The sequence below is a fragment of the Serratia sp. CY81684 genome, assembly GCF_052166595.1.
Lineage (GTDB): Bacteria > Pseudomonadota > Gammaproteobacteria > Enterobacterales > Enterobacteriaceae > Serratia > Serratia nematodiphila.
Genome location: NZ_JBJNOO010000003.1, coordinates 1,198,504 through 1,221,689, shown reverse-complemented (window position 1 = coordinate 1,221,689; position 23,186 = coordinate 1,198,504). Strand labels below are relative to the sequence as shown.

Below are 23,186 nucleotides of genomic sequence, written 5' to 3'. Positions count from 1 at the left end.
CTCTCATGACGCTGCTTAACCCCTACTTCGGCGAATTTGGTGGCCAATACGTGCCGCAAATTCTGATGCCGGCCCTGAAACAACTGGAAGAAGCCTTTGTCAGCGCCCAGCGCGATCCGGCGTTTCAGGCGGAATTTATCGATCTGTTGAAGAACTACGCGGGCCGCCCGACGGCGCTGACGCTGTGCAAAAACCTCACCGCCGGCAGCAACACCAAGCTTTATCTGAAGCGTGAAGACCTGCTGCACGGCGGCGCACACAAGACCAACCAGGTGCTGGGTCAGGCCTTGTTGGCCAAGCGCATGGGCAAAACCGAGATCATCGCGGAAACCGGCGCCGGCCAGCACGGCGTCGCGTCGGCGCTGGCCTGCGCGCTGCTCGGCCTGAAATGCCGCATCTATATGGGTGCCAAAGACGTTGAGCGCCAGTCGCCGAACGTCTTCCGCATGCGGCTGATGGGCGCGGAAGTGATCCCGGTGCACAGCGGCTCCGCTACGCTGAAAGACGCCTGCAACGAAGCGCTGCGCGACTGGTCCGGCAGCTATGAAACCGCGCACTATATGCTCGGCACCGCCGCCGGCCCGCACCCGTACCCCACCATCGTGCGTGAATTCCAGCGCATGATCGGCGAAGAGACCAAAGCGCAGGTGCTGGAGCGCGAAGGCCGCCTGCCGGATGCCGTCATCGCCTGCGTCGGCGGCGGCTCCAACGCCATCGGCATGTTCGCCGATTTTATCGATGACGCCGAAGTGGGCCTGATCGGCGTGGAACCCGCCGGCCTGGGCATCGAGACCGGCCAGCACGGCGCGCCGCTCAAGCATGGCCACGTCGGCATCTACTTCGGCATGAAAGCGCCGATGATGCAGACCGCCGAAGGCCAGATTGAAGAATCCTATTCAATCTCCGCCGGGTTGGACTTCCCGTCCGTCGGGCCGCAGCACGCCTTCCTGAACAGTATCGGCCGCGCCGAATACGTGTCGATCACCGACGACGAAGCGCTGGAAGCGTTCAAGGCGCTGTCGCGCCATGAAGGCATCATCCCGGCGCTGGAATCCTCTCACGCCCTGGCGCACGCGCTGAAAATGATCCGTGAAACGCCGCAGAAAGAACAGATCCTGGTGGTCAACCTGTCCGGCCGCGGCGACAAAGACATATTTACCGTTCACGACATTTTGAAAGCACGGGGAGAAATCTGATGGAACGTTATCAGCAACTGTTCAAACGCCTGGAAAGCAACAAGGAAGGCGCCTTCGTCCCGTTCGTGACGCTGGGCGATCCTAATCCGACGCTGTCGCTGCAGATTATCGACACCCTGATCGAAGCCGGCGCGGACGCGCTGGAGCTGGGCATCCCCTTCTCCGATCCGCTGGCGGATGGCCCAACCATCCAGAGCGCGACGCTGCGCGCTTTCGCCGCCGGCGTCACGCCGACCCAGTGCTTCGAGATGCTGGCGGCCATCCGCCAGAAGCACCCGACCATTCCCATCGGCCTGCTGATGTACGCTAATCTGGTGTTCCATAAAGGCATCGATGGGTTTTACCAACGCTGCGCCGAAGTGGGCGTGGATTCGGTGCTGGTCGCCGACGTGCCGTTTGAAGAGTCTGCGCCGTTCCGCGCCGCCGCCGCTCGTCACGGTATCGCACCAATCTTCATCTGCCCGCCGAACGCCGATGACGATCTGCTGCGCGAAATCGCTTCGCACGGCCGCGGCTATACCTACCTGCTGTCGCGCGCCGGCGTCACCGGCACCGAAAGCCGGGCGCAGCTGCCGCTGCATCACCTGGTGAACAAGCTGCGCGAGTATCACGCCGCGCCGCCGCTGCAGGGCTTCGGCATCTCCGAGCCCGAGCAGGTGAAGGCCGCGCTGCAGGCCGGGGCCGCCGGCGCGATCTCCGGCTCGGCCATCGTCAAAATCATCGAACAGCACCATGCCAACCCGGCGGAGATGCTGACCAGGCTGGCGGCCTTCGTCAGCAATATGAAGCGCGCCACCCGGGCGTGATCCTCTCCAGCGAGCGCCCCGCCGGCGCTCGCTTTAACAGCTTGTTTCCCCTCAAAGTTTGTTCCATTTATTTACAGCAAAAATTTGAACAAACGCAGGTCTTGTCTCACAATGAAGTTTGTTCGCTATGCATTTCTTCGTTTGATTTGGGGAATGCGCTCGCTGCGGCGAAAAACCGTACGAGTTTCAACCATAACATTGCATGGAGAGTAATTTATGAAGCTTTTTAAAACCCTTTCGGCCTTGTGCATGGCAGCAGTTGTGGCGGTCGCGGTGAGCGCTTGCGCGCCGACGGCGAAATCTGAGGGAACGGGCGGTTATATCGATGACACGGTGATCACCACCAAAGTGAAATCGGCACTGCTGGCGGATAAAAACATCAAGTCACGTGAGATCAGCGTGGAAACCTTTAAAGGGCGCGTTCAGCTGAGCGGTTTCGTGACGTCCAGCGATGACGCCAATCGTGCGGTGCAGGTCACTCGCGGCGTTGCCGGCGTGAAATCCGTTGAAAACGTGATGCAACTTAAATAATACCGACACAGGGAGGCGCAACGCCTCCCTGTTTGTGGCCTTCATCAGAAGCGGTAACCCGCCCCGAACATGAACACCCACGGATCCAGACGCGTATCGAAGCTGTGGTGCCCACCGTTCGCATCGTTGAAGCGAGTTTTGGTTTCGATGTTCATCCACCACACCGACATGTTCAGCATCCAGTGCTCATCCAGGTTGTAATCCAGGCCGGCCTGCGCCGCCACGCCCCAGGAATCTTTCAGATCGAGGTTGCTCAACCCGGCGCTTTTGCCGTAGTCGTTGAACTTCTCGTCAAAGAAAGTGGTGTAGTTAACGCCAACGCCCAGGTAAGGACGCAGCTTATCCTGCTTGTCGCCGAAATAGTATTGCGCCATCAGCGTAGGCGGCAGTTGGTGAACGGTCGCCAAATCAGTGCCGCCCAGCGTAACCTTGTGGCGGAATGGCGTCGCGGCCAACAACTCAACGCCGATGTTGTCCGTCACCATGTAACCGAAGGTCAGACCGAGCTGGGTGTTGTTTTTCGCATCCAGCGAACCCAACCCCAGCACGTTGTCCGAACCTGCATTTGGACGCACCGTCGCGGTGCCCGCGCGGAACAGGAAATCACCGGCCTGATGCGCACTTGCCAACATAGGCGCCATCATCGTCGCCAATACCATCAGAGTTGTCTTTTTCATTATCCATTCCATTTGTGTGGTTAATCGCTCGAGGGGGAATATACCTACTTTCGGGTATTTGTGATCCCATCGAGATCACATCTTATGTGTAAAAATTTAAAATCCTACTAAAAACAAGGTTACCTAACCGTCTAATAAATCAAGGATTGATCTGCATCAAAAAATCGATTTTGTTGCAAATTATCTACATGTTCAAATTTCTGTTGCGGAGAAAAATGCGGCTGAGGTAATTTCATTTTCCGTGTTGGTTTTGGTTGGTGCCGTGAGGAGTCGGTGGGCAATCAAGATGAGCGAAATCCTTAATCCCTGTGTCAGCTGCGGCGCATGCTGCGGTTATTTTCGAGTGTCATTCTATTGGGCCGAAGCCGAAGACGGCGGCGGCACCGTTCCCCTTTCCTTAACAGAGCCTTTGACCCCGTTCCTGCGCTGCATGCAGGGGACCAACAGCAAGTCCCCCCGTTGCAGCGCGCTGGACGGTGAAATAGGTAAAGCCGTTTCCTGCTCGATCTACCTTAATCGGCCCAGCCCGTGCAGGGAGTTCGATCAGTCCGGTGAAAACGGCCTGCGCAACGAAGCCTGCGATCGCGCCCGGGAACGCTACGGCCTGCCGCCGTTGCCGGTGCCCTTGCCGCTTTCGCTGCCTGAGACGACGATCGTTGAAGAAATAGGCGTAGTGCAATTCGCGGGGTGCCACAGCGGCGTGGAACAGGGTACAATCACCCACTGATTTATCTCTGTTTTCCCGACGCCAAGGAGTCTGCATGCCTATCACGGCCAACGCTTTGTACCGTGACAGTTTTAACTTTTTACGCAACCAACTGGCCAGCATCCTGATGCTGGCGCTGTTGACGGCGTTTATCTCCGTGCTGCTGAATCAGGCCTTCAGCCCTGATGCCGAACAGTTGGCGACGCTCGCTGCCACCACCAGCGATTTCGCCTCGTCTACCGGCATGGGCATTCAGGAAGTGATCCAGCAGATGACGCCGGAACAGCAGATGGTGTTGCTGAAAGTGTCGGCGGCCGCCACCTTCTCTGCGCTGGTCGGCAACGTGCTGCTGGTCGGCGGGATGCTGACGCTGATCCGTCTGGTGTCGCAAGGGCAACGCACCAGCGCCCTGCGCGCGCTTGGCGCCTCGGCGCCCGACTTGCCGCGCCTGCTGCTGCTGCTGTTTATCTGCACCCTGCTGATCCAGCTCGGCCTGACGCTGTTTGTGGTGCCGGGCGTGCTGATGGCTATCGCCTTCGCGCTGGCGCCGGTGATCGCCTCCGTCGATAAAAAAGGCGTGTTCGCTTCGCTCAAGCTGAGCAGCAAATTGGCCTTCGCCAATGCGCGCGTGATTGTGCCGGCGATGATGCTGTGGCTGGCGGCCAAGCTGCTGGTGCTGTTCCTGGTGAGCCATCTGTCGGTGCTGACGCCGAACGTCGCCAGCGTGGTGCTGACCGCGTTGAGCAACCTGGTCTCCGCCCTGCTGCTGATCTACCTCTTCCGGCTGTATATGCTGCTGCGCGGCTAACGCCGGCGTAAGCAAAAACCAAGGGGCACGCTTCGGCGTGCCCCTTTTTTGTTTACCCCACCACGGCGGCTTCCGCCTGCTCCTTACTCTGAATCAGCTTCAGCGCCAGGTACAGATCCGGCACCAAAATCAACTCCTTATCGCGCCCTAAGCGGTTGATGCGGAACCAACGCGTCAGTTCGGTGCGGCGCCCCGCCAGCACCAGTCTTACGTTACGCTGTAACAGATCGCGTTTCAGTTCATCGATGGCCGCCAGCACGCTGATATCGGCATGGGTAAAACTGGCCACCGCATCCACCACTACCCAACGCGGCTGGAACGGCGTGCCGTCGACCAAATTGAGGATACGGCGTTTGAAATACGCCACGTTGAAATAGGTCAGCGGCGAATTGAAGCGATACATCATGACGCCAGGTACCGCCTTCACCCCATTGTTATTGCCCATGGAATGGATCATACCTTCATCGTTGACGCCCAGCAGTTGTTCCGTCGGCCGGAAGACGGTGCGCAGAAACTGCATCAGCCCCAGCAACACCGCCAGCCCGATGCCGCTGATCACGCCCACCAGCAGCACGCTGAGGAAGGTAAACAGCGCCAGGCGGAACGCCTGCGCGTTGCGACGGCGCAAGATCCAGATGCCGCGAATGTCCAGCAGCGACCAGGCCGCATACATCAGCACCACACCCAATCCCGCCACAGGAATAAACTGCAGCGGCGCCATCAGGAACAGCAAGACAAAGGCGATGACAGCGGCGGCGATGATCGACACCAACTGGCTCTTGCCGCCGTTGGCGTCATTCACCGCGGTGCGAGAATCTGCGCCGCTGATGGCGAAACCTTGCGACAGCGCAGAGACGATATTCACCAGTCCCAGCGCGCGAAACTCAGCGTCGGCGTTCACCTCATAACCGTTTTTGGCGGCGAAGCTGCGGGCGGTGAGCATCATGCTGACAAAGCTCACGACCGCCAGGTTAAGCGCCGGGATCACCATATCGCGCAGCAAACCGGGCTGGAAGTCCGGCCACTGGACGATCGGCAGCACGCCACTGAAACCGCCCACCGTCACCACGCCATGCTGCTGCAGGCCGCCCGCCCAGGTCACGAACGCCGCCAGCACGATAGCGAACAGCGGCGCCGGCCAATTAGGCCGCCATTTTTTAAATCCAAGCAGCGTCACCAGCGTCAGCAACGACACCGCCATCGTCAGCCAGTCGCTGTGCAGCAGGTTACCGGGCAGCGCGTAGATGCGCTCGATCAACTGTGCCGGGCGCATCGTAAACCCCAACACCTTGCCGATCTGATCGACGATAATGGTGATCGCCACCCCGTTCAGCAGCCCGCTGAGGATCGGCCGCGACAGCAGATCCGCCAGCGCCCCCAGCTTGAACCGGCTGGCCAGCAGGCACCAACCGCCCATCATGGCGGTCATCATGATGGTCAATTGCCAATGGCGTTCCATATTGCCCGCCGCCAGCGGCGTCACCACCGCGGCGATCACCGCGCAGGTGGCGGCATCGGGCCCGACGATCAGCTGGCGTGACGAGCCGAACAGCGCATAGGCCACCATCGGCAAGACGCAGGAATAGAGCCCCACCACCGGGCTGACCCCGGCCAACTCTGCGTAGGCGATAGCCACCGGCAACGCCACGGCGGCGACGGAAAGACCGGCGCGAATATCCGGCTTGAGCCAGCTGCGTTGATAGCCCAATAAATGCGTCAAACCAGGCGTCAGGGCCTGGAGAGATTTCCACTGCATGCTGTTTTCCGCGGTAAATTATCTGGTTATTATGATGCTTACTATGCGGCCTGCGGCCCGCGCTGGCAATGCGCCCGCGCTTTCTTGCGTAAGTTTATGCAAATTCCTGCTTTCGCGGCAGAAATCCGCCGACCAAACGCCGATAATCGGCAACGCCCGGCGGTACACAGAGCTCGCCGAATCCGGTATAGTCGGCCGATGAACAGATGATGGATTGATTTATGAAGCAGTTTCTTGATTTCCTCCCGCTAATTGTCTTTTTCGCTTTTTACAAGCTGTACGACATTTACGTCGCTTCCGGCGCGTTGATTGTCGCCACCGCGCTGGCGCTGGTGTTCACCTGGGTGAAATACCGCAAGGTCGAGAAGATGACGCTGATCACCTTCCTGATGGTGCTGGTGTTCGGCACCCTGACGCTGGTGTTCCACAACGATTTGTTCATCAAATGGAAGGTCACGGTGATTTACGCGCTGTTCGCGCTGGCGCTGCTGATCAGCCAATGGGTGCTCAAAAAACCGCTGGTTCAGCGCATGCTGGGTAAAGAGCTGACGCTGCCGGACAAAGTGTGGAGCAACCTTAACCTGGCCTGGGCGGTCTTCTTCCTGGCCTGCGGCCTGGCGAATATCTATGTCGCCTTCTGGCTGCCGCAAAGCGTCTGGGTCAATTTCAAAGTCTTTGGCCTGACGGTGCTGACATTGGTCTTCACCCTCCTCAGCGGTATCTATATTTACCGGCACATGCCGGAAGAACAGAAAAAATAGTTACAAAATTGTTAATGCCTGCGGCGCTTGCCGCGGGCAGTATGATGTTATTCCCTCCTTTTAAAAGCAGACTGCTATGACACAACAACGACCTTTACCCAGCGGCGAGCTGGTGCTGCGCACGCTGGCGATGCCGGCCGATACCAATGCCAACGGTGATATCTTCGGCGGCTGGCTGATGTCGCAAATGGACATCGGCGGCGCCATCCAGGCAAAAGAGATCGCCGAAGGGCGCGTAGTGACGGTACGCGTAGACGGCATGACCTTCCTGAAACCGGTGGCGGTAGGCGACGTGGTTTGCTGCTATGCGCACTGCATCCGCACCGGACGCAGCTCGATCACCATCAATATCGAAGTGTGGGTCAAAAAAGTCTCTTCCGCCCCGATCGGCCAGCGCTACCGGGCGACCGAAGCGGTGTTCACCTATGTGGCGGTCGATGCAGAAGGCAACTCGCGCGCGCTGCCTGAGGGCAAAATGAATTTCCGCGTCGGCTTCGAAGAATAAACTGACGCTACACTGCAAATGCAAAAAGGGTCGCCGAGGCGACCCTTTCTTTTTGGTATGACCGAACTCAGTTCAATTCGGTCGTGCCGTTCAGCTTGAAGCGGATAGTGACGGTACGATCTTTCGCTTCTTTGGCTTCATAGCGCCATTTGCGCATCGCCTGCTTCACTTCACGCTCAAACATGTTGCGCGGTTCGGCCGACAAGATACGCACGTTGCTGACGCGTCCGTCGCTGTCGATATCAAACTGCACCCGCACGCTGCCTTCGATCTGTAAAGCCTGGGCCCGCGGCGGATAGAGCGGATTGGCGCGGCTGATCGGCCTTGGCCCAACCTCGCGCGAGTTGCCCTGCACCGGCGCGGCAGGCGCCTGTTTCACCGGCGCTTTGTCGATCGGCTTGGCCGGCGAGTCGTTGTTGAACGGCGACGGTTCGCGCGGCTCGACTTTTTTCGGCTCCGGTTTCACCTGTTTTTCGACCTTCGGCTTCGGCTTGGGTTTCGGTTTCGGCTTGACCGGTTCCGGCTTCACCATCGCCTTCGGCGGCGGCTCCACAATAGGTTCCGGTTCTGGCTCCGGCTCAGGTTCGACCTGCGGCGGCTCCGGTTCGGCCGGTGCCGGCGGCGGCGGTTCGGCCATCGCGGCGGTATTGACCATCATGACGCTGATCGGCGCGTCCTCTGGCTTCGGCAGCTCCACCACTTCTTTTACCGAAGCGTAAAGCAAACCCGCCACCAGGGCGCTGTGCAGGCCTACGGACAAGACGAAAGGCACGGATATACGGCGATTAAGGAACATCTTTTTTAGCGGCATAATGATTCTGTTTCCTCTGGTTCGCCAAGTTTAAATGCAAATAGCAATCATATTCAATAACGAAAGGCAAACTATCGCTTTAATCGTCAGTATGCGCGGCTAAAACCAGCAAACTCATAAGGATATTAACCTGGCCGTTGCTTTTTTACCGCCGGGGCGACACGCTTTATTAACGTTTGGCCAGGCGTCAAAAAGTAAAAAACCCGCCGGAGCGGGTTAATTGTGGTGAGTCAGCGTTATTCTTCATCGCCATAGTAAAGCACGCCCAGCTTGATCAGCGGCCGCCCTTGCGCCTTACGGTGCAGGTTGGTGTCGCGCAGCGAATAGACGCAGCCGCAGTATTCCTGCTGATAGAAGCGTTCGCGCTTGCTGATCTCTATCATGCGCGACGAACCGCCCTTCTTGCGCCAGTTGTAATCCCAGTACACCAGATCGGGATACTTTTCCGCCGCGCGGATGCCGCAGTCGGTGATCTGCTGCATGTTCTTCCAGCGCGAGATGCCCAGCGAGCTGGAGATAGTGTCGTAACCATGCTCATGCGCATACAGCGCCGTGCGCTCGAAACGCATATCAAAACACATGGTGCAACGAATGCCGCGCTCCGGCTCATTCTCCATCCCCTTGGCGCGGGCGAACCAGTTGTCGGTGTCGTAATCGGCATCGATAATCGGCACCCCGTGCTGCTCAGCGAAACGGATATTCTCTTCTTTACGCAGCAGATACTCTTTTTGCGGGTGAATGTTGGGGTTATAGAAGAAAATGGCATACTCGATCCCGGAGGCCTGAATCGCTTCCATCACCTCGCCGGAACAGGGCGCGCAGCACGAATGCAGCAGCAGTTTGTTTTTGCCCGCCGGCAAATCGAGTTTTTCCCTTACCAGTTCCGTCATGTCCTCACCTCAATGGCATATCAGTTTAAGCGCGCCGCACTATACGAATAAAAAGTAGCGGCTTCAAGGCATAAGCGCCAATCCGCCGGGAAATTCGCCCTATGCCGTTCCCCTGCCGCGCCTTTTGCGCTACCTTGGTAGCACCGTTTTATAGCCATGATTTTAAAGGTGAAACATGCTTTATCTGATCTACGCGCAAGACGTCCCCAATTCGCTGGAAAACCGTCTGGCGGTGCGCCCGGCACACCTGGCGCGCCTGCAGGCGCTGCGCGACGCCGGCCGTCTGGTGGTCGCCGGCCCTAACCCGGCCATCGACAGCAACGATCCCGGCGCCGCCGGCTTTACCGGTTCGACGGTGATCGCCGAATTCGCCTCGCTGGCGGAAGCCCAGGCCTGGGCGCAGCAGGATCCCTATATCGCCGCCGGCGTCTATGCCGACGTGACGGTGAAGCCGTTCAAACAGGTGTTCTGATATCCAGACCGCCCAATACCGGGAACGCCCCGCGATACAACGTTCCCGGATCCAGCCACCTCTCTCCGTCACCTTCGTGCTCGATTCGTCTTGCCGATATTCATGTTCCCCACCGTAAATACTCACCGATGACGCTTTCCAGCATCGCCACCGCCGGTTGGCTGGCGGCCGTGGCAGAACGGAGCAGTTGCACTTCATGTGGTGCGACCGACGGCAATTCGTCGAGTATCCGCATCGCCGCCGAAACCCGTGCGCGGTCGAGCAGCGTGACGGCCAATCCTGCCTCAACGGCAGCCGCCACCACGCTGGCCGAAGGGCTGCTCACAACCACACGCCAATGCCTTCCCGCCCTGGTCAATGCATCGATCATAGCCTCACGATAAGGGCAATCGGCGGCATGCAACGCCAGCGGCAGTGGCCGGTTAGCCTGCAGCGCCAGCGAACGGCCTCCGGCCCACACCGGCGCAGTCACCGCGAGCGGTGTCTGGCACGGTTTCCCCGAGGGTTGAACCACCAGCGCGAGATGCAGCCGATTACGGCCAACTTGTTCCGCCAGCGCCTGACTGGCAGCGGTAGAGACCTCCAGTTCCACCGCGGGAAAACTGTCGGCAAACCGCGGCAAAATATGGCGTATCACATGGGAAGCGTACTCATCAGGCAACCCCAATTTGATATGGCCGCTTAGCGGCGCGCCCTGCAGTTCCCGCAGAATATCGTCATGGGCGCTCAGCAGCCCGAGCGTCGAAGCCAGCAGCTTGTGGCCCAGCGGCGTCAACGCCACGGACTGATTGTCACGCTCCAGCAAGCGGCCGCCCGCCACCTGTTCCAGGCGCCGGATATGCACGCTCACGGCGGCGGGGCTGCGATTGACAAATGCCGCCGCCGCGCGAAATTGCCCCAAACGCGCAATAGCGTGAAAAGTGCGCAAGAGATCGATATCCAATGTCGGCCGCATGATTTAACCCCATTAAACAACTGAACGAGAATTATTCGATTTATTAAATTATAGCCACTCACTACCATCGGGCAGAAAGGAGGTGACCATCATGTCCCTGCCACCATTTCGCCCCTCTTCCCACCGCGGCAAAGCCGCCCTCTGGCTGGCTGCGGCCGAGGTCCTGCTGATCGTGGCCTGGAGCTCCGGCTTCGTCGGCATCCGCTTCGCCGCCGATTACGCGCCGGTGTTGCTGGTGGCGTTCTGGCGCTGCGTGGTGGTCGCGTTCGCGTTGCTGCCGCTTAGTGTGCGTGCCATCAGGCGCGCATCTCCGCTGACGATAGCTGTTCACGCCGGGATTGGGTTGCTCGCCATGACCGGTTACCTGACCGGCGTCAGCAAAGGCATCGAATATGGCGTGCCGGCCGGGTTGGCCGCGCTCATCGCCGATTTGCTCCCGCTCGGCACCGCACTGCTGAGCATGCTGTTGCAACGCCGCTTGCCCGATGGCCGCGTTTGGTCCGGGTTAGCCTTGGGGGTTAGCGGGGTAACGCTGGCGACCGGCAGCGCCATCTCATGGGGAGACGCCCCATTGTGGAGTTACCTGTTGCCGCTGGCGGGGATGTTGGCGCTGGCGCTGGCAACGCTGTGGCAGGAACGGCTGCCGCAGACGCAAGCAATGAGTTTGCCAGCCTCGCTGGGGATACAAAGCGCGGTTTCCGCGCTGGCTTTCGCCGCCATGGCCGGCGCGGAAGGCCCGCTGCTGCCAACGGTAACGACGGGGTTTGTGATCGGCGTGCTTTGGACCGCGCTACTGGCGACGCTGGCCGGCTACGGTCTGTACTGGTTTTGTCTAAGGCTCACTTCTGCGCTGCGCGTGACGAGCCTGCTGTTTCTCAGCCCCTTCGTCACCTTCTGCTGGGCAGGGTTAATGTTCAATGAACCCCTTTCCTGGCCCATGCTGCTAGGCGCGGCGGTGGCAGGAAGCGGTTTATGGCTGCTCATCCGTCCCGCCGGGCGGGATGAGCCCAAAACAGCGCAACGCGCTGAAAAATGACGGATAAGGCGAAAGGTGGCGCCGTTATGCGACGAGTTTTCCCCGCACCACCACCTTGCCCGGCTTGATCTCGGGGTCGGCAATACGACGGATAGCCAGATTCAACGCTTGCCAGGCGATCTCTTGCAAGTCGTGTGACACGCATGGGAAATGAAAACCGTAGATCTCGGCATGTGAAACCTCATCGATGCTGAACAGCGACACCTCCTGCATCAACGGCAGCCGGTGTTCAATGCAGGCTTTGATAATGCCCAGGGAGATCTGGTTATTGCAGCCAACGAAAAAGTCCGGGGCGCGGTGATTGGCCAGCCAACGGCTCGTCTCTTGCCAGGCGACATCCATAAAGAAATCGGCGTACAGCACTTCAAACGACGCCACTTTCCCTTGCAGCGCCGCCTGCAGCCCTGTGACCCTGTCCCGTGCAACGTTGGAGTTCTCCGGCCCGGACACCACCACCACCCGCTGCGCTTTCTGTTCCAGCAGCCAGCGCCCCGCCTGAAGGCCGCAGTCCAGGTTATCGATATACACCCCGCTGCAGTGGCGATTGTCCAGCTCACGGTCGATCAATACCACCGGAATATTCAATGTTTCCAACCGCTTTAGATAGGAAGGCTGGTACAGATGATCGTTGGAAATGACCGAGAGAATGATCGCATCGACGTTGTAACCAATCAGTTTGTCGATGATTCTGTCTTCGCTTTCCTGTGACTCATAGGAATCGAACACCAGGGTGTCATATCCCATTTTTTGCGCTTCAAGCGTCATCAACCGCGTCAGGCCGCCAAAGAACGGGTTGGCCATATCAGGGTTGACGATGCCGATGGTTCTGCTGCTTTTCGCGCGCAGGTTGCGCGCCGCAGCATTGACCACATAACCGAGTTCGGCAGCGGTCTCCCGAATGCGGCGCAGCGTTTCCGGATGAACCTTGTCCGGCTGTGAAAATGCCCGCGACGCGGTGATTTTACTGACGTTTGCCTGTGCGGCCACGCTAGCCAGCGTCGCTTTCCGTCCTCGCCCCACCGCCAAATGCAGCTCCTTAGCTTAAAGTTATCATTTTGTACCATTAACAACATCATGACAGAACTTTCATCGTGGCGCTAATGGTTTACGCCTGCCAGCCGGTTAATCCGGGGATCGGTAAAGATATCCAGCTCGTCACGGCTCTCGGAAGAGAACTCGGACACCACCGCCCCCCGCTTTCCAGCCTGAAACCAGTGCCGGGTATTGGGCGCGATGGTGTATTGTTCGCCAGGCCGCAAGAGGATATAGCGATTGCAGGTATACCACTGCTCCGCGCCTTCAGGCACCCGGCATACCGGTTCACCGCCGGCGTCATTAAGCGTCAGGTTTTCATCGTCGACAAACAGAAACACCTCACCCCAACGGCAGCGAAACGTCTCTTGCTTGCCGGGCGTGCCGGCAAAAGGAGGATGCAAATGCTCTGGGCAAGTCTGCTCAGGAAACAGCACCAACTCTTTCGCACAATACCGAGGTGAGTTGACATAGGTCAGCAGCTGCAGCCCTGAGACAGGATAGTCGGCCAGGCCAAATGTCGCAATTTCAATACGTTGCTGCTCTTCTTCGGTCAGAACGATGGCCGCCTCGCGCAAATATTCCAGCGTAGCGGCTATGGCACGTTGTTGTTTGTTCATCATTTCCCCTGCAAGGTAACGGTATCGATATCAGAATGCTGATATTAAAACCGTCATTACATCGCCGATTTTGTGATCTTCATCCCCATATTGAATAACAACCCACCAGCAAAATTAACTCCCATCGAGTAATTCCAACATCGATCACAGTTTAACCACCCGCTTTGGCCCACTATCGCCGCATTGAAATGATATCGTTACCATAAAAATGATTCACCAGGAGGCAATATGAAAGCATTAGTGTTGGCCAAGGCGGGGGAAATCGCTATCGAGGACGTCCAGCTTGCCGAAACGCTGGGGCCCGATGATGTGCAGATAAAAATTCATTCCGTGGGCATCTGCGGCAGCGATGTGCACTATTACCAGCATGGCCGCATTGGCCCGTTCGTGGTCAAAGCCCCGATGGTGCTCGGCCATGAGGCCGCCGGCGTGGTGCTCGCGACAGGTGAAAACGTCACTCACCTCAGCGTCGGCGATCGCGTTTGCATGGAGCCCGGCATTCCCGATCTCAACTCGGCGCAGACGCGCGCCGGGATTTACAACCTGGACCCCGCCGTTCGCTTCTGGGCGACGCCGCCGGTGCACGGCTGTTTGCGCGAAACCGTCATCCACCCCGCCGCATTCACGTTCAAACTGCCGGACAACGTCAGTTTCGCTGAAGGCGCCATGGTTGAACCCCTGGCCATCGGCATGCAAGCGGCCACCAAAGCCGGGATCAAACCCGGCGATATCGCGCTGGTGATCGGCGCTGGGCCGATCGGCGTGGTCACCGCTCTCGCGGCGCTGGCGGGCGGCTGCTCGGACGTCATTATTTGCGACCTGTTTGACGAAAAACTCGCCGTTGCGGCCAGTTATGAGGGGCTGCACGCCGTCAATATCAAAACCGGCGACCTGGCGGGGAAAGTGGCCGCGCTCACCAGCGGCAATGGCGCCGATGTCGTGTTTGAATGCAGCGGCGCAAAACCGGCCATCGCTACGCTGGCCGAACATGCGGCGCCAGGAGCGACCGCCGTGCTGGTCGGCATGCCGATCGATGCCGCGCCGATGGATATCGTCGCCGCGCAGGCCAAGGAAATCACCTTCAAGACCATTTTCCGCTACGCCAACATGTACCCGCGCACGCTGCGGCTGTTGAGCAGCGGCAAATTGCGCGTCCAGCCGTTGATAAGCCAAACCTACAAGTTCTCCGACAGCGTGGCCGCCTTTGAGCGCGCGGCGGCGGGACATGCCTCGGACATCAAAATCATGCTGGAAATGGAGTGATCCTATGGCGCTCTATGCTGGCATAGACTGCGGTACGCAAGGCACGAAAGTCGTGATTGTCGACAGCACACAGGGCGTGATCCTCGGTGAGGGCAACGCCCCTCACCGTCTCATCAGCCAAGCCAATGGCCGGCGCGAACAGGAGGCCGACTGGTGGATTGAGGCGCTGGTCATCGCTTTTCGCCAAGCCGTGACTAACGCCGGTATTGATGCCGGGGAAATTCATGCTCTGGGGGTCTCGGGCCAACAACATGGGTTTGTACCGCTGGACGCAGACGGCAACGTGCTGCACAACGTCAAGCTGTGGTGCGATACCGAAACCGCAGAGGAAAACGAACGGCTCCTGCAGCAGCTCGGCGGTGCCAACGGCTCGCTGGAAACACTCGGCCTGCGGATCGCCACCGGTTATACCGCGTCAAAAATCCTTTGGTTCAAGACACACCATCCTGCGTTGTGGGCAAAACTGCACACCGTATTGTTGCCTCATGATTATTTGAACTTCTGGCTGACCGGAGAGCGCGTAGCGGAATACGGTGACGCTTCCGGCACCGGGTTGTTCGATGTGCGCACCCGTAGCTGGAGCAAAGCCGCCGTCGATCTCATCGATGACAGCGGCCGTCTGTGGCAAGCCCTGCCGCCGCTCAAAAATGCGGAGTGCTGCATCGGCACGGTGCGCCCCGCCGCGGCGGAAAAACTCGGCCTCAGCCCAACGGTGCGGGTATCGACCGGCGGCGGCGACAACATGATGGCGGCCATCGGTTCCGGCAACATCGAGGCCGGCACCCTCACCCTGAGCCTGGGCACCTCTGGCACGCTATTCGCCTGGTCTGCCGCCCCCGTCGCGGCGGAATCAGACATGATTGCCGGCTTCTGCTCCAGCACCAACGGGTGGCTGCCATTGATTTGCACCATGAATGTCACCTCGGCCACCACCGCGGTACAAACGCTGCTGGACGAGGACCTTGCGGGCTTTAACGGTTTATTGGCGCAGGCCTCACCCGGCGCAGGCGGTGTCGAGATGCTGCCGTTCTTCAATGGCGAGCGCGTTCCGCCGTTGCCTCACGCGCGCGCCAGTCTGCATAACCTCGATAGCGACAATTTTACCCGCGCCAATCTCTGCCTGGCGGTGGTCGAAAGCGCCACCTATGGCCTGCGCTATGGCATCGAGCTGTTTCGCCGTCAGGGCATTGAAGCGCGCGAGATCCGCCTCACCGGCGGCGGCGCTCGCAGCGCCGCCTGGCGACAAATCGTCGCGGACGTGATGGGGTGCCCGGTGGTATGTCTGAAAGCCAAAGAGACCGCTGCGCTAGGCGGCGCCATTCAGGCGATGTGGGCGACGACGTTGGCCGACGATCCGCTGCGGAATGCCGGCGCGTTGCTGTCCGAGCTGTGCCAACGTTTCGTTGCGCTGGATGAGGCCACACGCGCACGGCCACATGCCGGCAGACGGGCGCAATACGAGACGCTTTATCAACGGTACCTGCAACGCTTGCAGCAGACCTACCCGGAGGTGCAACTGTGACGCGAGATCCCCATACGCAAGCGCCCGCCTACCTGCTGGAGGTCAGCGGCGTCAGAAAAGCCTTTGGCCCGGTCGTGGCGCTCAAGAATGCGGAGTTTTGCCTGCGGCGTGGTTCCATCCATGCCCTGTGCGGCGGCAACGGCGCGGGTAAATCCACCTTTCTCAGCATTCTGATGGGCTTTATTCAACCCGATGGCGGCGACATTTTTATCAATGGCCAACGCTGTGAATTTCATCATCCCCGGGAAGCCCTCAACGCCGGCATCGCCATCGTGCAGCAGGAACTGAGCGCGATCCCGGATCTGACGGTGGCCGAAAACATTTGGCTGGGCCGTGAGCCGAGACGCCTGGGGTTCGTCGATTTCGCCACGCTCAATCAACGCACCACCAGCCTGCTCAAGGAACTCGATTTCAAGATCGACGCCCGAGAGAAAATGCGCAACCTGAGCGTCGCCGAGCAGCAGCTGGTCGAGATCGCCAAAGCGCTGTCGCATGCCAATGCCGACATCATCATCATGGATGAACCCACCTCGGCGATTGGCGAGGAGGATGCGCAAAAAATCTTTCAGACGCTTCAGCAATTGGCGGCGAAAGGTAAAGGCATTATTTACGTCTCTCACCGTTTGTCAGAGATATTTCAAATTGCGGACAGCTACACCATTTTCCGCGACGGTGCCTATATCCATGAAGGCTATATCGCCGACATTACCCGTGAGCAGTTGATCGAACACATTATCGGCGGCGAGTACGACAGCGAGTTCGCCAAATTCAATCAGCCCGGCGAAGAGGTCTTGCTGGAGGTCAACGGCCTGTGTTGGCGCAGCAAGATAAAGGATATCAGCCTGCAGCTTAAGCACGGTGAAATCCTGGGCATCTACGGGCTGGTGGGATCGGGCCGCAGCGAATTTCTCGATCTTATCTTCGGCATTCAGCATGCCGACAGCGGCACGATCCGTTTGGGCGACAAGACGCTGAACCGCCATTCCCCGCGAGAGGCCATCGACAGCGGCATTGCCTACGTGACGGAAGATCGCAAGGAAACCGGCCTGGTGCTGTGCCGTTCCGTCAGTGAAAACATCAATATCGCCTCTTTTGCCGGCATCAGCCGAATGGGGTTCGTCAGCGAGAAACGGGAGCAAGCGCGAACCCGCGACATGATCCAGCGCTTCAACGTTAAAACCCACGATGGCGAACAGCCCGTGGGCAACCTGAGCGGCGGCAACCAGCAAAAAGTGGTGCTGGGCCGCTGGGCGCTGCTGGATCCGGAGGTGTTGTTGCTCGACGAGCCGACGCGCGGCATCGACGTCGGCGCCAAGAAAGAGATCTATCGATTTATGTCGGAGTTCGCCTTGCAAAACAAGGGGATCATCATGGTTTCCTCCGAGCTTTCGGAAATTATCGGCATGAGCGATCGCATATTGGTGTTTCGTGACGGGCAGTTGGCCGGTGAGCTTTCGGCAGCCGATGCGACCCAGGCAGCACTGATGAAACTTGCGGTTTAACAGAGAGAGAAAAAAAATGAGCAGCGCCCACTCCTTATCACCAGGAATTTCATTTTTCACCCGCAATAAGCGCCGTATGCACAAATACGGCATTATCATCGCCTTCTTCGCGCTGTGCCTGATCGTGGCGCTGATTGGCGAATATCAGGTCGCCCAGGGGGCCTGGAGCAGCAATTATTTTCTCAGCAATGAAAACACCCTGATCGTCCTGCGCCAGGTCTCGATCAACGGCATTCTGGCGATCGGCATGACCTTCGTCATCATTACGGCCGGCGTCGATCTCTCCGTGGGCTCGGTGCTGGCGCTAAGCGGGATCGTCGCCGCCCGCTTCGCCACCAACAACAGCGGATTGGCTATCGGCGACACCGCGACCGCCGTCATGGCGCCGCTGATCGTGGCGCTGGGCATCGGGACCGTCTGCGGCCTGGTGAACGGCACCGTGTTGGCTCGCTACCGGCTGCAACCCTTTATCGTCACCATGGGCATGCTCTCTGCGGCGCGCGGTTTAACCATGTTGACCACCAACGGCAATCCGGTTTCGCAATTGAACAGCGATTTCCGCTGGTTGGGCAATGGTTATGTCGGCGGCGTTCCGGTGCCGGTCATCATCTTCATCGTGCTGTTCGCCCTCGCCTGGCTGGTGCTGAATAAAACCCTCTTCGGGCGCTACATCTACGCCGTCGGCGGCAACCCGAAAAGCGCGCGCACCTCGGGGATTAACGTCACGCGCATCAAAATACTGGTGTATACGCTGTGCGGCGCGCTGGCCGGCATCGCCGGCCTGATCCTCACCGCACGCACCGGTTCGGCGCAGACCAACGCCGGCGCAGGGTATGAGCTGGACGCCATCGCAGCGGTGGTGATCGGTGGCACCAGCATGGCCGGCGGCGTCGGTACGCTGGTCGGCACCTTCTTCGGCGTGCTGATTATCGGGGTGATGAATAACGGCCTCGATCTGCTCGGCGTGCAATCGTATTACCAACAAATTATCAAAGGCGCATTGATCGTTCTTGCCGTATTGCTCGACCCATCGCGTAAGCAACAGCGCGATTAATAACATCAGACCCAACTCTACCAGGAGAAAACCATGAATAAGACCAAGATAGCGTTGTTTGCCTCTGCCATGATGCTCGGTAGCCTGTCGGCTGCTCAGGCGGCCCCGGTTAAAATCGCGGTATTGATGTACGGCAACAAGGCCGAGTTCGTGCAATTGATGGAAAGGTTCGGCAAGGAACACCCGGCGGTGAAAAGCGGCGAAGCCGTGCTGACCTTCTACGATGGGCGTTATGATGCCTCGGTGCAAAACGATCAGGCCGCCACCGCTATCCAGACGCGCGCCGATGCCATTATCGTCAACCCGATGGATTTTGAGGCCAATATCGATATCGTCACTAATGCCAACGAAGCCAAAATTCCGGTGGTGGTCACCAACGCGCGCCTGAACACGGACGCGATGACGTCTGAAGTGGTGTCTAATGACGAGTTGGGGGGATACCTGGAAGCCAAAGCCGTCCTGGACAAACTCGACTGCAAGAACCGAAAGGTGAACGTGGTGATTATCGAAGGCCCGAAAGGCGGCAGCGGCGAGATCCAACGCGGCAAGGGCAACGATAAAGCGATTGCCGAGTGCGGTGTCGGCCAGGTCACCGTACTTGAACGTAAAACGGCCAACTGGTCACGCGCGGAAGCGCAGCCGCTGATGGAAAACTGGCTGCAGAAACACCGGGGCAAAATCAACGGCGTGATTGGCCAAAACGACGAGATGGCGCTGGGCGCTATCGAGGCGATCAAAGGCGCCGGCCTGAATGTGAAGGACTTCGCGATTGCCGGCGTTGACGGTGTCTCCGACGCGATTCATGCGGTGCAGGCCGGTGAAATGGTCTCTATTCTGCAAGATGCCAAAGGCCAGATGCAGGGCTCCATCGACGTCGCGTTGCGCGCCGTGAAAGGGGAAAGCTATCAACCGCAGTCGGAGATCTGGAAGCAATACGCCAAGGATCTGAAATGGGAGGGCGGCACGCAAAAGCATTACTACATTCCGTGGACCGTCGTTACCGCAGAGAACGCCCAGTCGCTGTTGGACGCCCGTAAATAATTTCCCCCGCCCCCTGTCTTCAGGGGGCCCCGCTGGGGCGCTTGCCTGCAAACAAAAAAAAAGCCAGCACGGAGTGGCTGGCTAAAAAGTTCTTCGAGGGAATATCTTGTGCGATAAACATACGCCTTTCACTGCGGGCTTTACTAGCTATCAGTGCGATAGGCACCCTCAGTTAAAATCAACGCCTGCATATCGGTGAACATCGCTTCCCATTCCGCCTGATCGATATCCATCAAACCAAAGTAACGCAGCATAAAGGCGCCTTCGGTGGCGAGAAACGCCAAGCGCGCGCGCTTGCCTTCTTCCGTCGTCAAATCCAAACCGGCGATGCGGCTGCGATACCATTCGCGCGTGCTCGCCAGATGCTCCGGCGTTTGAATCAGCGTCGCCATCAGCCCGGCGGCCTTGGCGCTGGCGGTCTGATCCGAGCTTTGCGTCGCCAGCATATGCGCCCGCACGCCGGTCTGCGGTGAAGGATCGTCACCGGCGATAGCGGCGAACAGCGTCTCGTAGGCACTGCCCCAGCGATCGAACATGGCGTCAATCAGGGCGTCTTTGCTGCCGAAACAGTACTGCACCCCGCCCTTGGAGATCCCCATCGCTTTGGCGACGGCGTCGATGGTCAAACCGGCGGCCCCCTGAGTGGCGACGATCTCTTCGGCGGTGTCCAAAACCTTGTCGCGATCGATGCTGCGTTGACGTCCCATTAAGAAACCCTTCTTTTCAATACGAACGTATGGATATATATTATTACCAGTATATCACCCGGCATCGCCGGAGGGTTACCCGAATGGCGGCGCCTTCGCGCCGCCCACTTTAACTGGATTATGACTTATGTACGCCAAGAACCGCTGGTTGATCCTGACGATGGTCGCCAGCGCCCTGTTCCTGATCGTCATCGATATGACGGTGTTATATACCGCTCTGCCGCGTTTAACCCAGGCGCTGGACGCCAGCGCCTCGCAAAAACTCTGGATCGTCAACGCCTACCCGTTGGTGGTGGCCGGTCTGTTGCCTGGCGCCGGCATGCTGAGCGATCGCATCGGCCATAAACGGCTGTTTCTCGCCGGGCTGCCGGTGTTTGCCGTCGCGTCGCTGTGCGCCGCTTTCTCGCCTACCGCCGAGTGGCTGATCGCCGCGCGGGTATTCCTCGCCGTTGGCGCGGCAATGATGATGCCCGCCACGCTGTCCATCGTACGCCACGTCTTTACCGATGAACGCGAACGGGCGCTGGCGATCGGCATCTGGGCGTCGGTGGCCTCCGGCGGCGCGGCCATCGGCCCGGTGGTCGGCGGCCTGCTGTTGGAGTATTTCTGGTGGGGCTCGGTGTTCCTGATCAATGTGCCGGTGGTGTTGCTGGTCTGGCCGTTGGCATGGAAACTGATCCCGCGCTGCGGCGGCGATAACCCGCGCCCCGCCGACATCGTCGGCTCGATACAGATCATGATAGGCCTGGTCGGCGCTATCTATGCGCTGAAAGAATTGAGCAAGCCGGCGCCTGACGTCAGCGCCTTGCTCGCGGCGGCTGCGATCGGCGTGTTGTTCCTGGTGCTGTTCGTGCGTCGTCAGCAGCGCAGCGCCCACCCGATGATCGATTTCTCTCTGTTCCGCAACCGGCTGTTCGCCGGCGGCATCGGCGTGGCATTGCTGTCGATGGTGGCGCTGATCGGCGTCGAGCTGGTGCTCAGCCAACGCTTGCAACTGGTGCTTGGCCTCAGTCCGCTGCAGGCGGCGCTGTTCATCTTGCCGATCCCGCTGGCCTCGGCGCTGGCGGGGCCGATGGCCGGTTTGCTGCTGCCGCGCTACGGCGAACGCAGCATCATCCTCGGCGGTTTCGCCCTGACCGCCTTCGGCATTGCCGCCCTCGCCCTGCTGTCTCAGAGCGGCATAGCGCCGCAGCTGGTGAGCCTGGCGCTGGTGGGCTTTGGCCTCGGCGGCGTGATCACCGCCGCTTCCACCGCCATCATGCTGAACGCGCCGGAGGAGAAATCCGGCATGGCGGCGTCCATCGAAGACGTCTCCTACGAGCTGGGCGGCGTGCTGGGCGTGACGTTGCTCGGCGGGCTGATGACGGCGGTTTACAGCCACACTCTGGCGCTGCCGGCGGAGCTGCCGGTCAGCGATTTAGCCTACGACAGCATCGACGAAGCGTTGCGCCTGGCGGCCGGAATGGCGGCCGATCGCGCGCAGCAGTTGACGCAGCTGGCGCGTCTGGCCTTTGATCGCGCCTTTATTTCGGTACTGATCGCCGCCGCGCTGTTAATGGCGCTGGGCGCAGGTGTGGTAAAACTGGCGCTGCGCAAGTAACCGAGAAAAGCGGCTTTTTTCGCCTGCGGAACCTGCGTAAACTGATTCGGCAATTTGCTCGACGGATTTATCGTCATCGGTTTGAGCGATGGCAATAATGCCTGTTATCGTATTTAACCCTGCGATAAATCCGGTTACTGTAACAGCTATGGAAATTGATTCTGTCTACTATCGGAACAAATAATCAGGAGAAGATTATTATGGCAACGGCAAAGAAAGCAGCGAAAACCCATATCGGCCTTGACAGTAAACAATCGGCAAAACTCGCCGAAGCGCTCAATGCGCTGTTGGCAAACTATCAGGTGCTGTATATGAACGTGCGCGGCTATCATTGGAACATTACCGGCCCGCAGTTCTTTGAACTGCACGCGAAATTCGAAGAGACATATAACGATCTGCTGACCAAGGTAGATGAGCTGGCGGAACGTATTCTGACGTTGGGCTCGCAACCGCGTCACGCTTTCAGCGATTATCTGAAAACCGCCGACATCAAGGAACACACCAACGTGACCGATGATAAGGGTACGCTGCGCGGCCTGTTGGAAGGGTATTCAATCTTGCTGCAACAGCAGCGTGAGCTGCTGACGGTGGCGGCAGACGCCGGCGACGAAGGCACCGCGTCGCTGATGAGCGATTACATCAAAGAGCAGGAAAAACAGGTCTGGATGCTCAACGCCTATTTGGGCAAATAACTCAGACGCCATAACAAAACAGTCCCTTACGGGACTGTTTTCGTTTTACCATTCGCAGGATACCGCAAACAGCAGCGCGCGCCGATGCTGATCGTCTAGGCGGCGCCGCACCCGGATAATATGGCGATTGCTGCACGACTGGCGTTCCAGCCAGCGATGCCGCCGACGTTGGCTCTGCCGCAACATGCGCCAGCGGCCCACTTCATTTCTACTGCGTCTCATAATTCCGTCACTCGTTCGTCT

25 protein-coding genes are annotated in these 23,186 nt (G+C 58.9%); 16 read left to right on the top strand and 9 right to left on the bottom strand.

The annotated features are described in order from the left end of the window. Positions 1–5: 5 nt before the first annotated feature. The 3 genes from trpB to ACJ8QF_RS13705 all read left to right on the top strand — a co-directional run bounded on the left by trpB (position 6) and on the right by ACJ8QF_RS13705 (position 2,533). Complete coding sequence (trpB, locus tag ACJ8QF_RS13715) at positions 6–1,196, top strand: tryptophan synthase subunit beta (protein ID WP_015378068.1); 1,191 nt, start codon at positions 6–8, stop codon at positions 1,194–1,196. Beyond that, on the top strand, positions 1,196–2,002 hold the full coding sequence (gene trpA / locus ACJ8QF_RS13710) for a tryptophan synthase subunit alpha (protein ID WP_049242962.1): 807 nt from the start codon (positions 1,196–1,198) through the stop codon (positions 2,000–2,002). The genes trpB and trpA overlap by 1 nt, the downstream gene beginning before the upstream one ends. Positions 2,003–2,218: 216 nt before the next feature. Then, complete coding sequence (locus ACJ8QF_RS13705) at positions 2,219–2,533, top strand: BON domain-containing protein (protein ID WP_004932073.1); 315 nt, start codon at positions 2,219–2,221, stop codon at positions 2,531–2,533. A 44-nt stretch (positions 2,534–2,577) separates the two neighbouring features. Here the strand turns inward: ACJ8QF_RS13705 and ompW are convergent, their stop codons facing one another. Next, the gene (ompW, locus tag ACJ8QF_RS13700; protein WP_004932076.1) at positions 2,578–3,210 is read right to left on the bottom strand and encodes an outer membrane protein OmpW; all 633 of its coding nucleotides are present in this window, start codon (positions 3,208–3,210) and stop codon (positions 2,578–2,580) included. A gap of 286 nt (positions 3,211–3,496) precedes the next feature. On the opposite strand from ompW, the gene ACJ8QF_RS13695 reads away from it, so the two are divergent. Further along, complete coding sequence (locus ACJ8QF_RS13695) at positions 3,497–3,937, top strand: YkgJ family cysteine cluster protein (RefSeq protein WP_031299680.1); 441 nt, start codon at positions 3,497–3,499, stop codon at positions 3,935–3,937. 34 nt (positions 3,938–3,971) lie between these two features. Then, on the top strand, positions 3,972–4,724 hold the full coding sequence (locus tag ACJ8QF_RS13690) for a YciC family protein (RefSeq protein WP_004932079.1): 753 nt from the start codon (positions 3,972–3,974) through the stop codon (positions 4,722–4,724). Between the two features lie 52 nt (positions 4,725–4,776). Here ACJ8QF_RS13690 and ACJ8QF_RS13685 read toward each other — a convergent pair whose 3' ends face one another. Next, a complete protein-coding gene (locus ACJ8QF_RS13685) occupies positions 4,777–6,480 on the bottom strand; it encodes a SulP family inorganic anion transporter (protein WP_004932080.1) in 1,704 nt (567 codons plus the stop codon). A 221-nt stretch (positions 6,481–6,701) separates the two neighbouring features. On the opposite strand from ACJ8QF_RS13685, the gene ACJ8QF_RS13680 reads away from it, so the two are divergent. Further along, the gene (locus tag ACJ8QF_RS13680; protein ID WP_004932082.1) at positions 6,702–7,241 is read left to right on the top strand and encodes a septation protein A; all 540 of its coding nucleotides are present in this window, start codon (positions 6,702–6,704) and stop codon (positions 7,239–7,241) included. A gap of 76 nt (positions 7,242–7,317) precedes the next feature. Further along, positions 7,318–7,746, top strand: coding sequence for an acyl-CoA thioester hydrolase YciA (gene yciA / locus ACJ8QF_RS13675; protein WP_004932085.1), 429 nt, complete (start codon positions 7,318–7,320; stop codon positions 7,744–7,746). Positions 7,747–7,813: 67 nt separating this feature from the next. Here yciA and tonB read toward each other — a convergent pair whose 3' ends face one another. Then, positions 7,814–8,557: a TonB system transport protein TonB gene (gene tonB, locus ACJ8QF_RS13670; RefSeq protein ID WP_004932086.1), complete on the bottom strand. Its 744-nt coding sequence runs from the start codon at positions 8,555–8,557 to the stop codon at positions 7,814–7,816. Between the two features lie 236 nt (positions 8,558–8,793). Then, complete coding sequence (locus tag ACJ8QF_RS13665) at positions 8,794–9,447, bottom strand: epoxyqueuosine reductase QueH (protein ID WP_015378073.1); 654 nt, start codon at positions 9,445–9,447, stop codon at positions 8,794–8,796. 175 nt (positions 9,448–9,622) lie between these two features. Between ACJ8QF_RS13665 and ACJ8QF_RS13660 the strand changes: the two genes are divergently transcribed. Then, complete coding sequence (locus ACJ8QF_RS13660; RefSeq protein ID WP_004932096.1) at positions 9,623–9,919, top strand: YciI family protein; 297 nt, start codon at positions 9,623–9,625, stop codon at positions 9,917–9,919. Positions 9,920–10,019: 100 nt separating this feature from the next. Here the strand turns inward: ACJ8QF_RS13660 and ACJ8QF_RS13655 are convergent, their stop codons facing one another. Next, entirely contained in the window at positions 10,020–10,874 is an 855-nt protein-coding gene (locus ACJ8QF_RS13655) for a LysR substrate-binding domain-containing protein (protein ID WP_442537583.1), read from the bottom strand. A gap of 91 nt (positions 10,875–10,965) precedes the next feature. On the opposite strand from ACJ8QF_RS13655, the gene ACJ8QF_RS13650 reads away from it, so the two are divergent. Next, the gene (locus ACJ8QF_RS13650) at positions 10,966–11,910 is read left to right on the top strand and encodes a DMT family transporter (RefSeq protein WP_049242977.1); all 945 of its coding nucleotides are present in this window, start codon (positions 10,966–10,968) and stop codon (positions 11,908–11,910) included. Positions 11,911–11,934: 24 nt separating this feature from the next. On the opposite strand, the gene ACJ8QF_RS13645 is transcribed toward ACJ8QF_RS13650, so the two are convergent. Together ACJ8QF_RS13645 and ACJ8QF_RS13640 are read right to left on the bottom strand one after the other, a co-directional pair. Next, a complete protein-coding gene (locus tag ACJ8QF_RS13645; protein ID WP_015378079.1) occupies positions 11,935–12,936 on the bottom strand; it encodes a LacI family DNA-binding transcriptional regulator in 1,002 nt (333 codons plus the stop codon). A gap of 71 nt (positions 12,937–13,007) precedes the next feature. Then, positions 13,008–13,562: a D-lyxose/D-mannose family sugar isomerase gene (locus ACJ8QF_RS13640; protein ID WP_154870288.1), complete on the bottom strand. Its 555-nt coding sequence runs from the start codon at positions 13,560–13,562 to the stop codon at positions 13,008–13,010. Between the two features lie 228 nt (positions 13,563–13,790). On the opposite strand from ACJ8QF_RS13640, the gene ACJ8QF_RS13635 reads away from it, so the two are divergent. The 5 genes from ACJ8QF_RS13635 to ACJ8QF_RS13615 all read left to right on the top strand — a co-directional run bounded on the left by ACJ8QF_RS13635 (position 13,791) and on the right by ACJ8QF_RS13615 (position 19,944). Then, complete coding sequence (locus tag ACJ8QF_RS13635; protein WP_154870287.1) at positions 13,791–14,825, top strand: NAD(P)-dependent alcohol dehydrogenase; 1,035 nt, start codon at positions 13,791–13,793, stop codon at positions 14,823–14,825. A gap of 4 nt (positions 14,826–14,829) precedes the next feature. Next, the gene (xylB, locus tag ACJ8QF_RS13630) at positions 14,830–16,347 is read left to right on the top strand and encodes a xylulokinase (RefSeq protein ID WP_044031109.1); all 1,518 of its coding nucleotides are present in this window, start codon (positions 14,830–14,832) and stop codon (positions 16,345–16,347) included. Further along, the gene (locus tag ACJ8QF_RS13625) at positions 16,344–17,849 is read left to right on the top strand and encodes a sugar ABC transporter ATP-binding protein (protein WP_004932117.1); all 1,506 of its coding nucleotides are present in this window, start codon (positions 16,344–16,346) and stop codon (positions 17,847–17,849) included. Before xylB ends, ACJ8QF_RS13625 begins: the two co-directional genes overlap by 4 nt. Positions 17,850–17,925: 76 nt before the next feature. Further along, positions 17,926–18,903 carry an ABC transporter permease gene (locus ACJ8QF_RS13620; protein ID WP_425326763.1) on the top strand — a complete coding sequence of 326 codons (978 nt, stop codon included), beginning with the start codon at positions 17,926–17,928 and terminating at the stop codon, positions 18,901–18,903. A gap of 33 nt (positions 18,904–18,936) precedes the next feature. Continuing rightward, a complete protein-coding gene (locus tag ACJ8QF_RS13615) occupies positions 18,937–19,944 on the top strand; it encodes a substrate-binding domain-containing protein (RefSeq protein ID WP_004932124.1) in 1,008 nt (335 codons plus the stop codon). Positions 19,945–20,087: 143 nt separating this feature from the next. On the opposite strand, the gene ACJ8QF_RS13610 is transcribed toward ACJ8QF_RS13615, so the two are convergent. Beyond that, positions 20,088–20,651 (bottom strand): TetR/AcrR family transcriptional regulator, encoded by a 564-nt coding sequence (locus tag ACJ8QF_RS13610; protein ID WP_004932127.1) that lies wholly within the window; start codon positions 20,649–20,651, stop codon positions 20,088–20,090. Positions 20,652–20,778: 127 nt separating this feature from the next. Here ACJ8QF_RS13610 and smfY point away from each other — a divergent pair, with 127 nt between their 5' ends. After that, positions 20,779–22,251 (top strand): multidrug efflux MFS transporter SmfY, encoded by a 1,473-nt coding sequence (gene smfY / locus ACJ8QF_RS13605; protein ID WP_049187823.1) that lies wholly within the window; start codon positions 20,779–20,781, stop codon positions 22,249–22,251. Between the two features lie 200 nt (positions 22,252–22,451). Beyond that, entirely contained in the window at positions 22,452–22,943 is a 492-nt protein-coding gene (locus ACJ8QF_RS13600; RefSeq protein WP_004932132.1) for a Dps family protein, read from the top strand. Positions 22,944–22,988: 45 nt separating this feature from the next. Here ACJ8QF_RS13600 and ACJ8QF_RS13595 read toward each other — a convergent pair whose 3' ends face one another. Further along, entirely contained in the window at positions 22,989–23,165 is a 177-nt protein-coding gene (locus ACJ8QF_RS13595; protein WP_025159792.1) for a YciY family protein, read from the bottom strand. Positions 23,166–23,186: the final 21 nt, after the last annotated feature.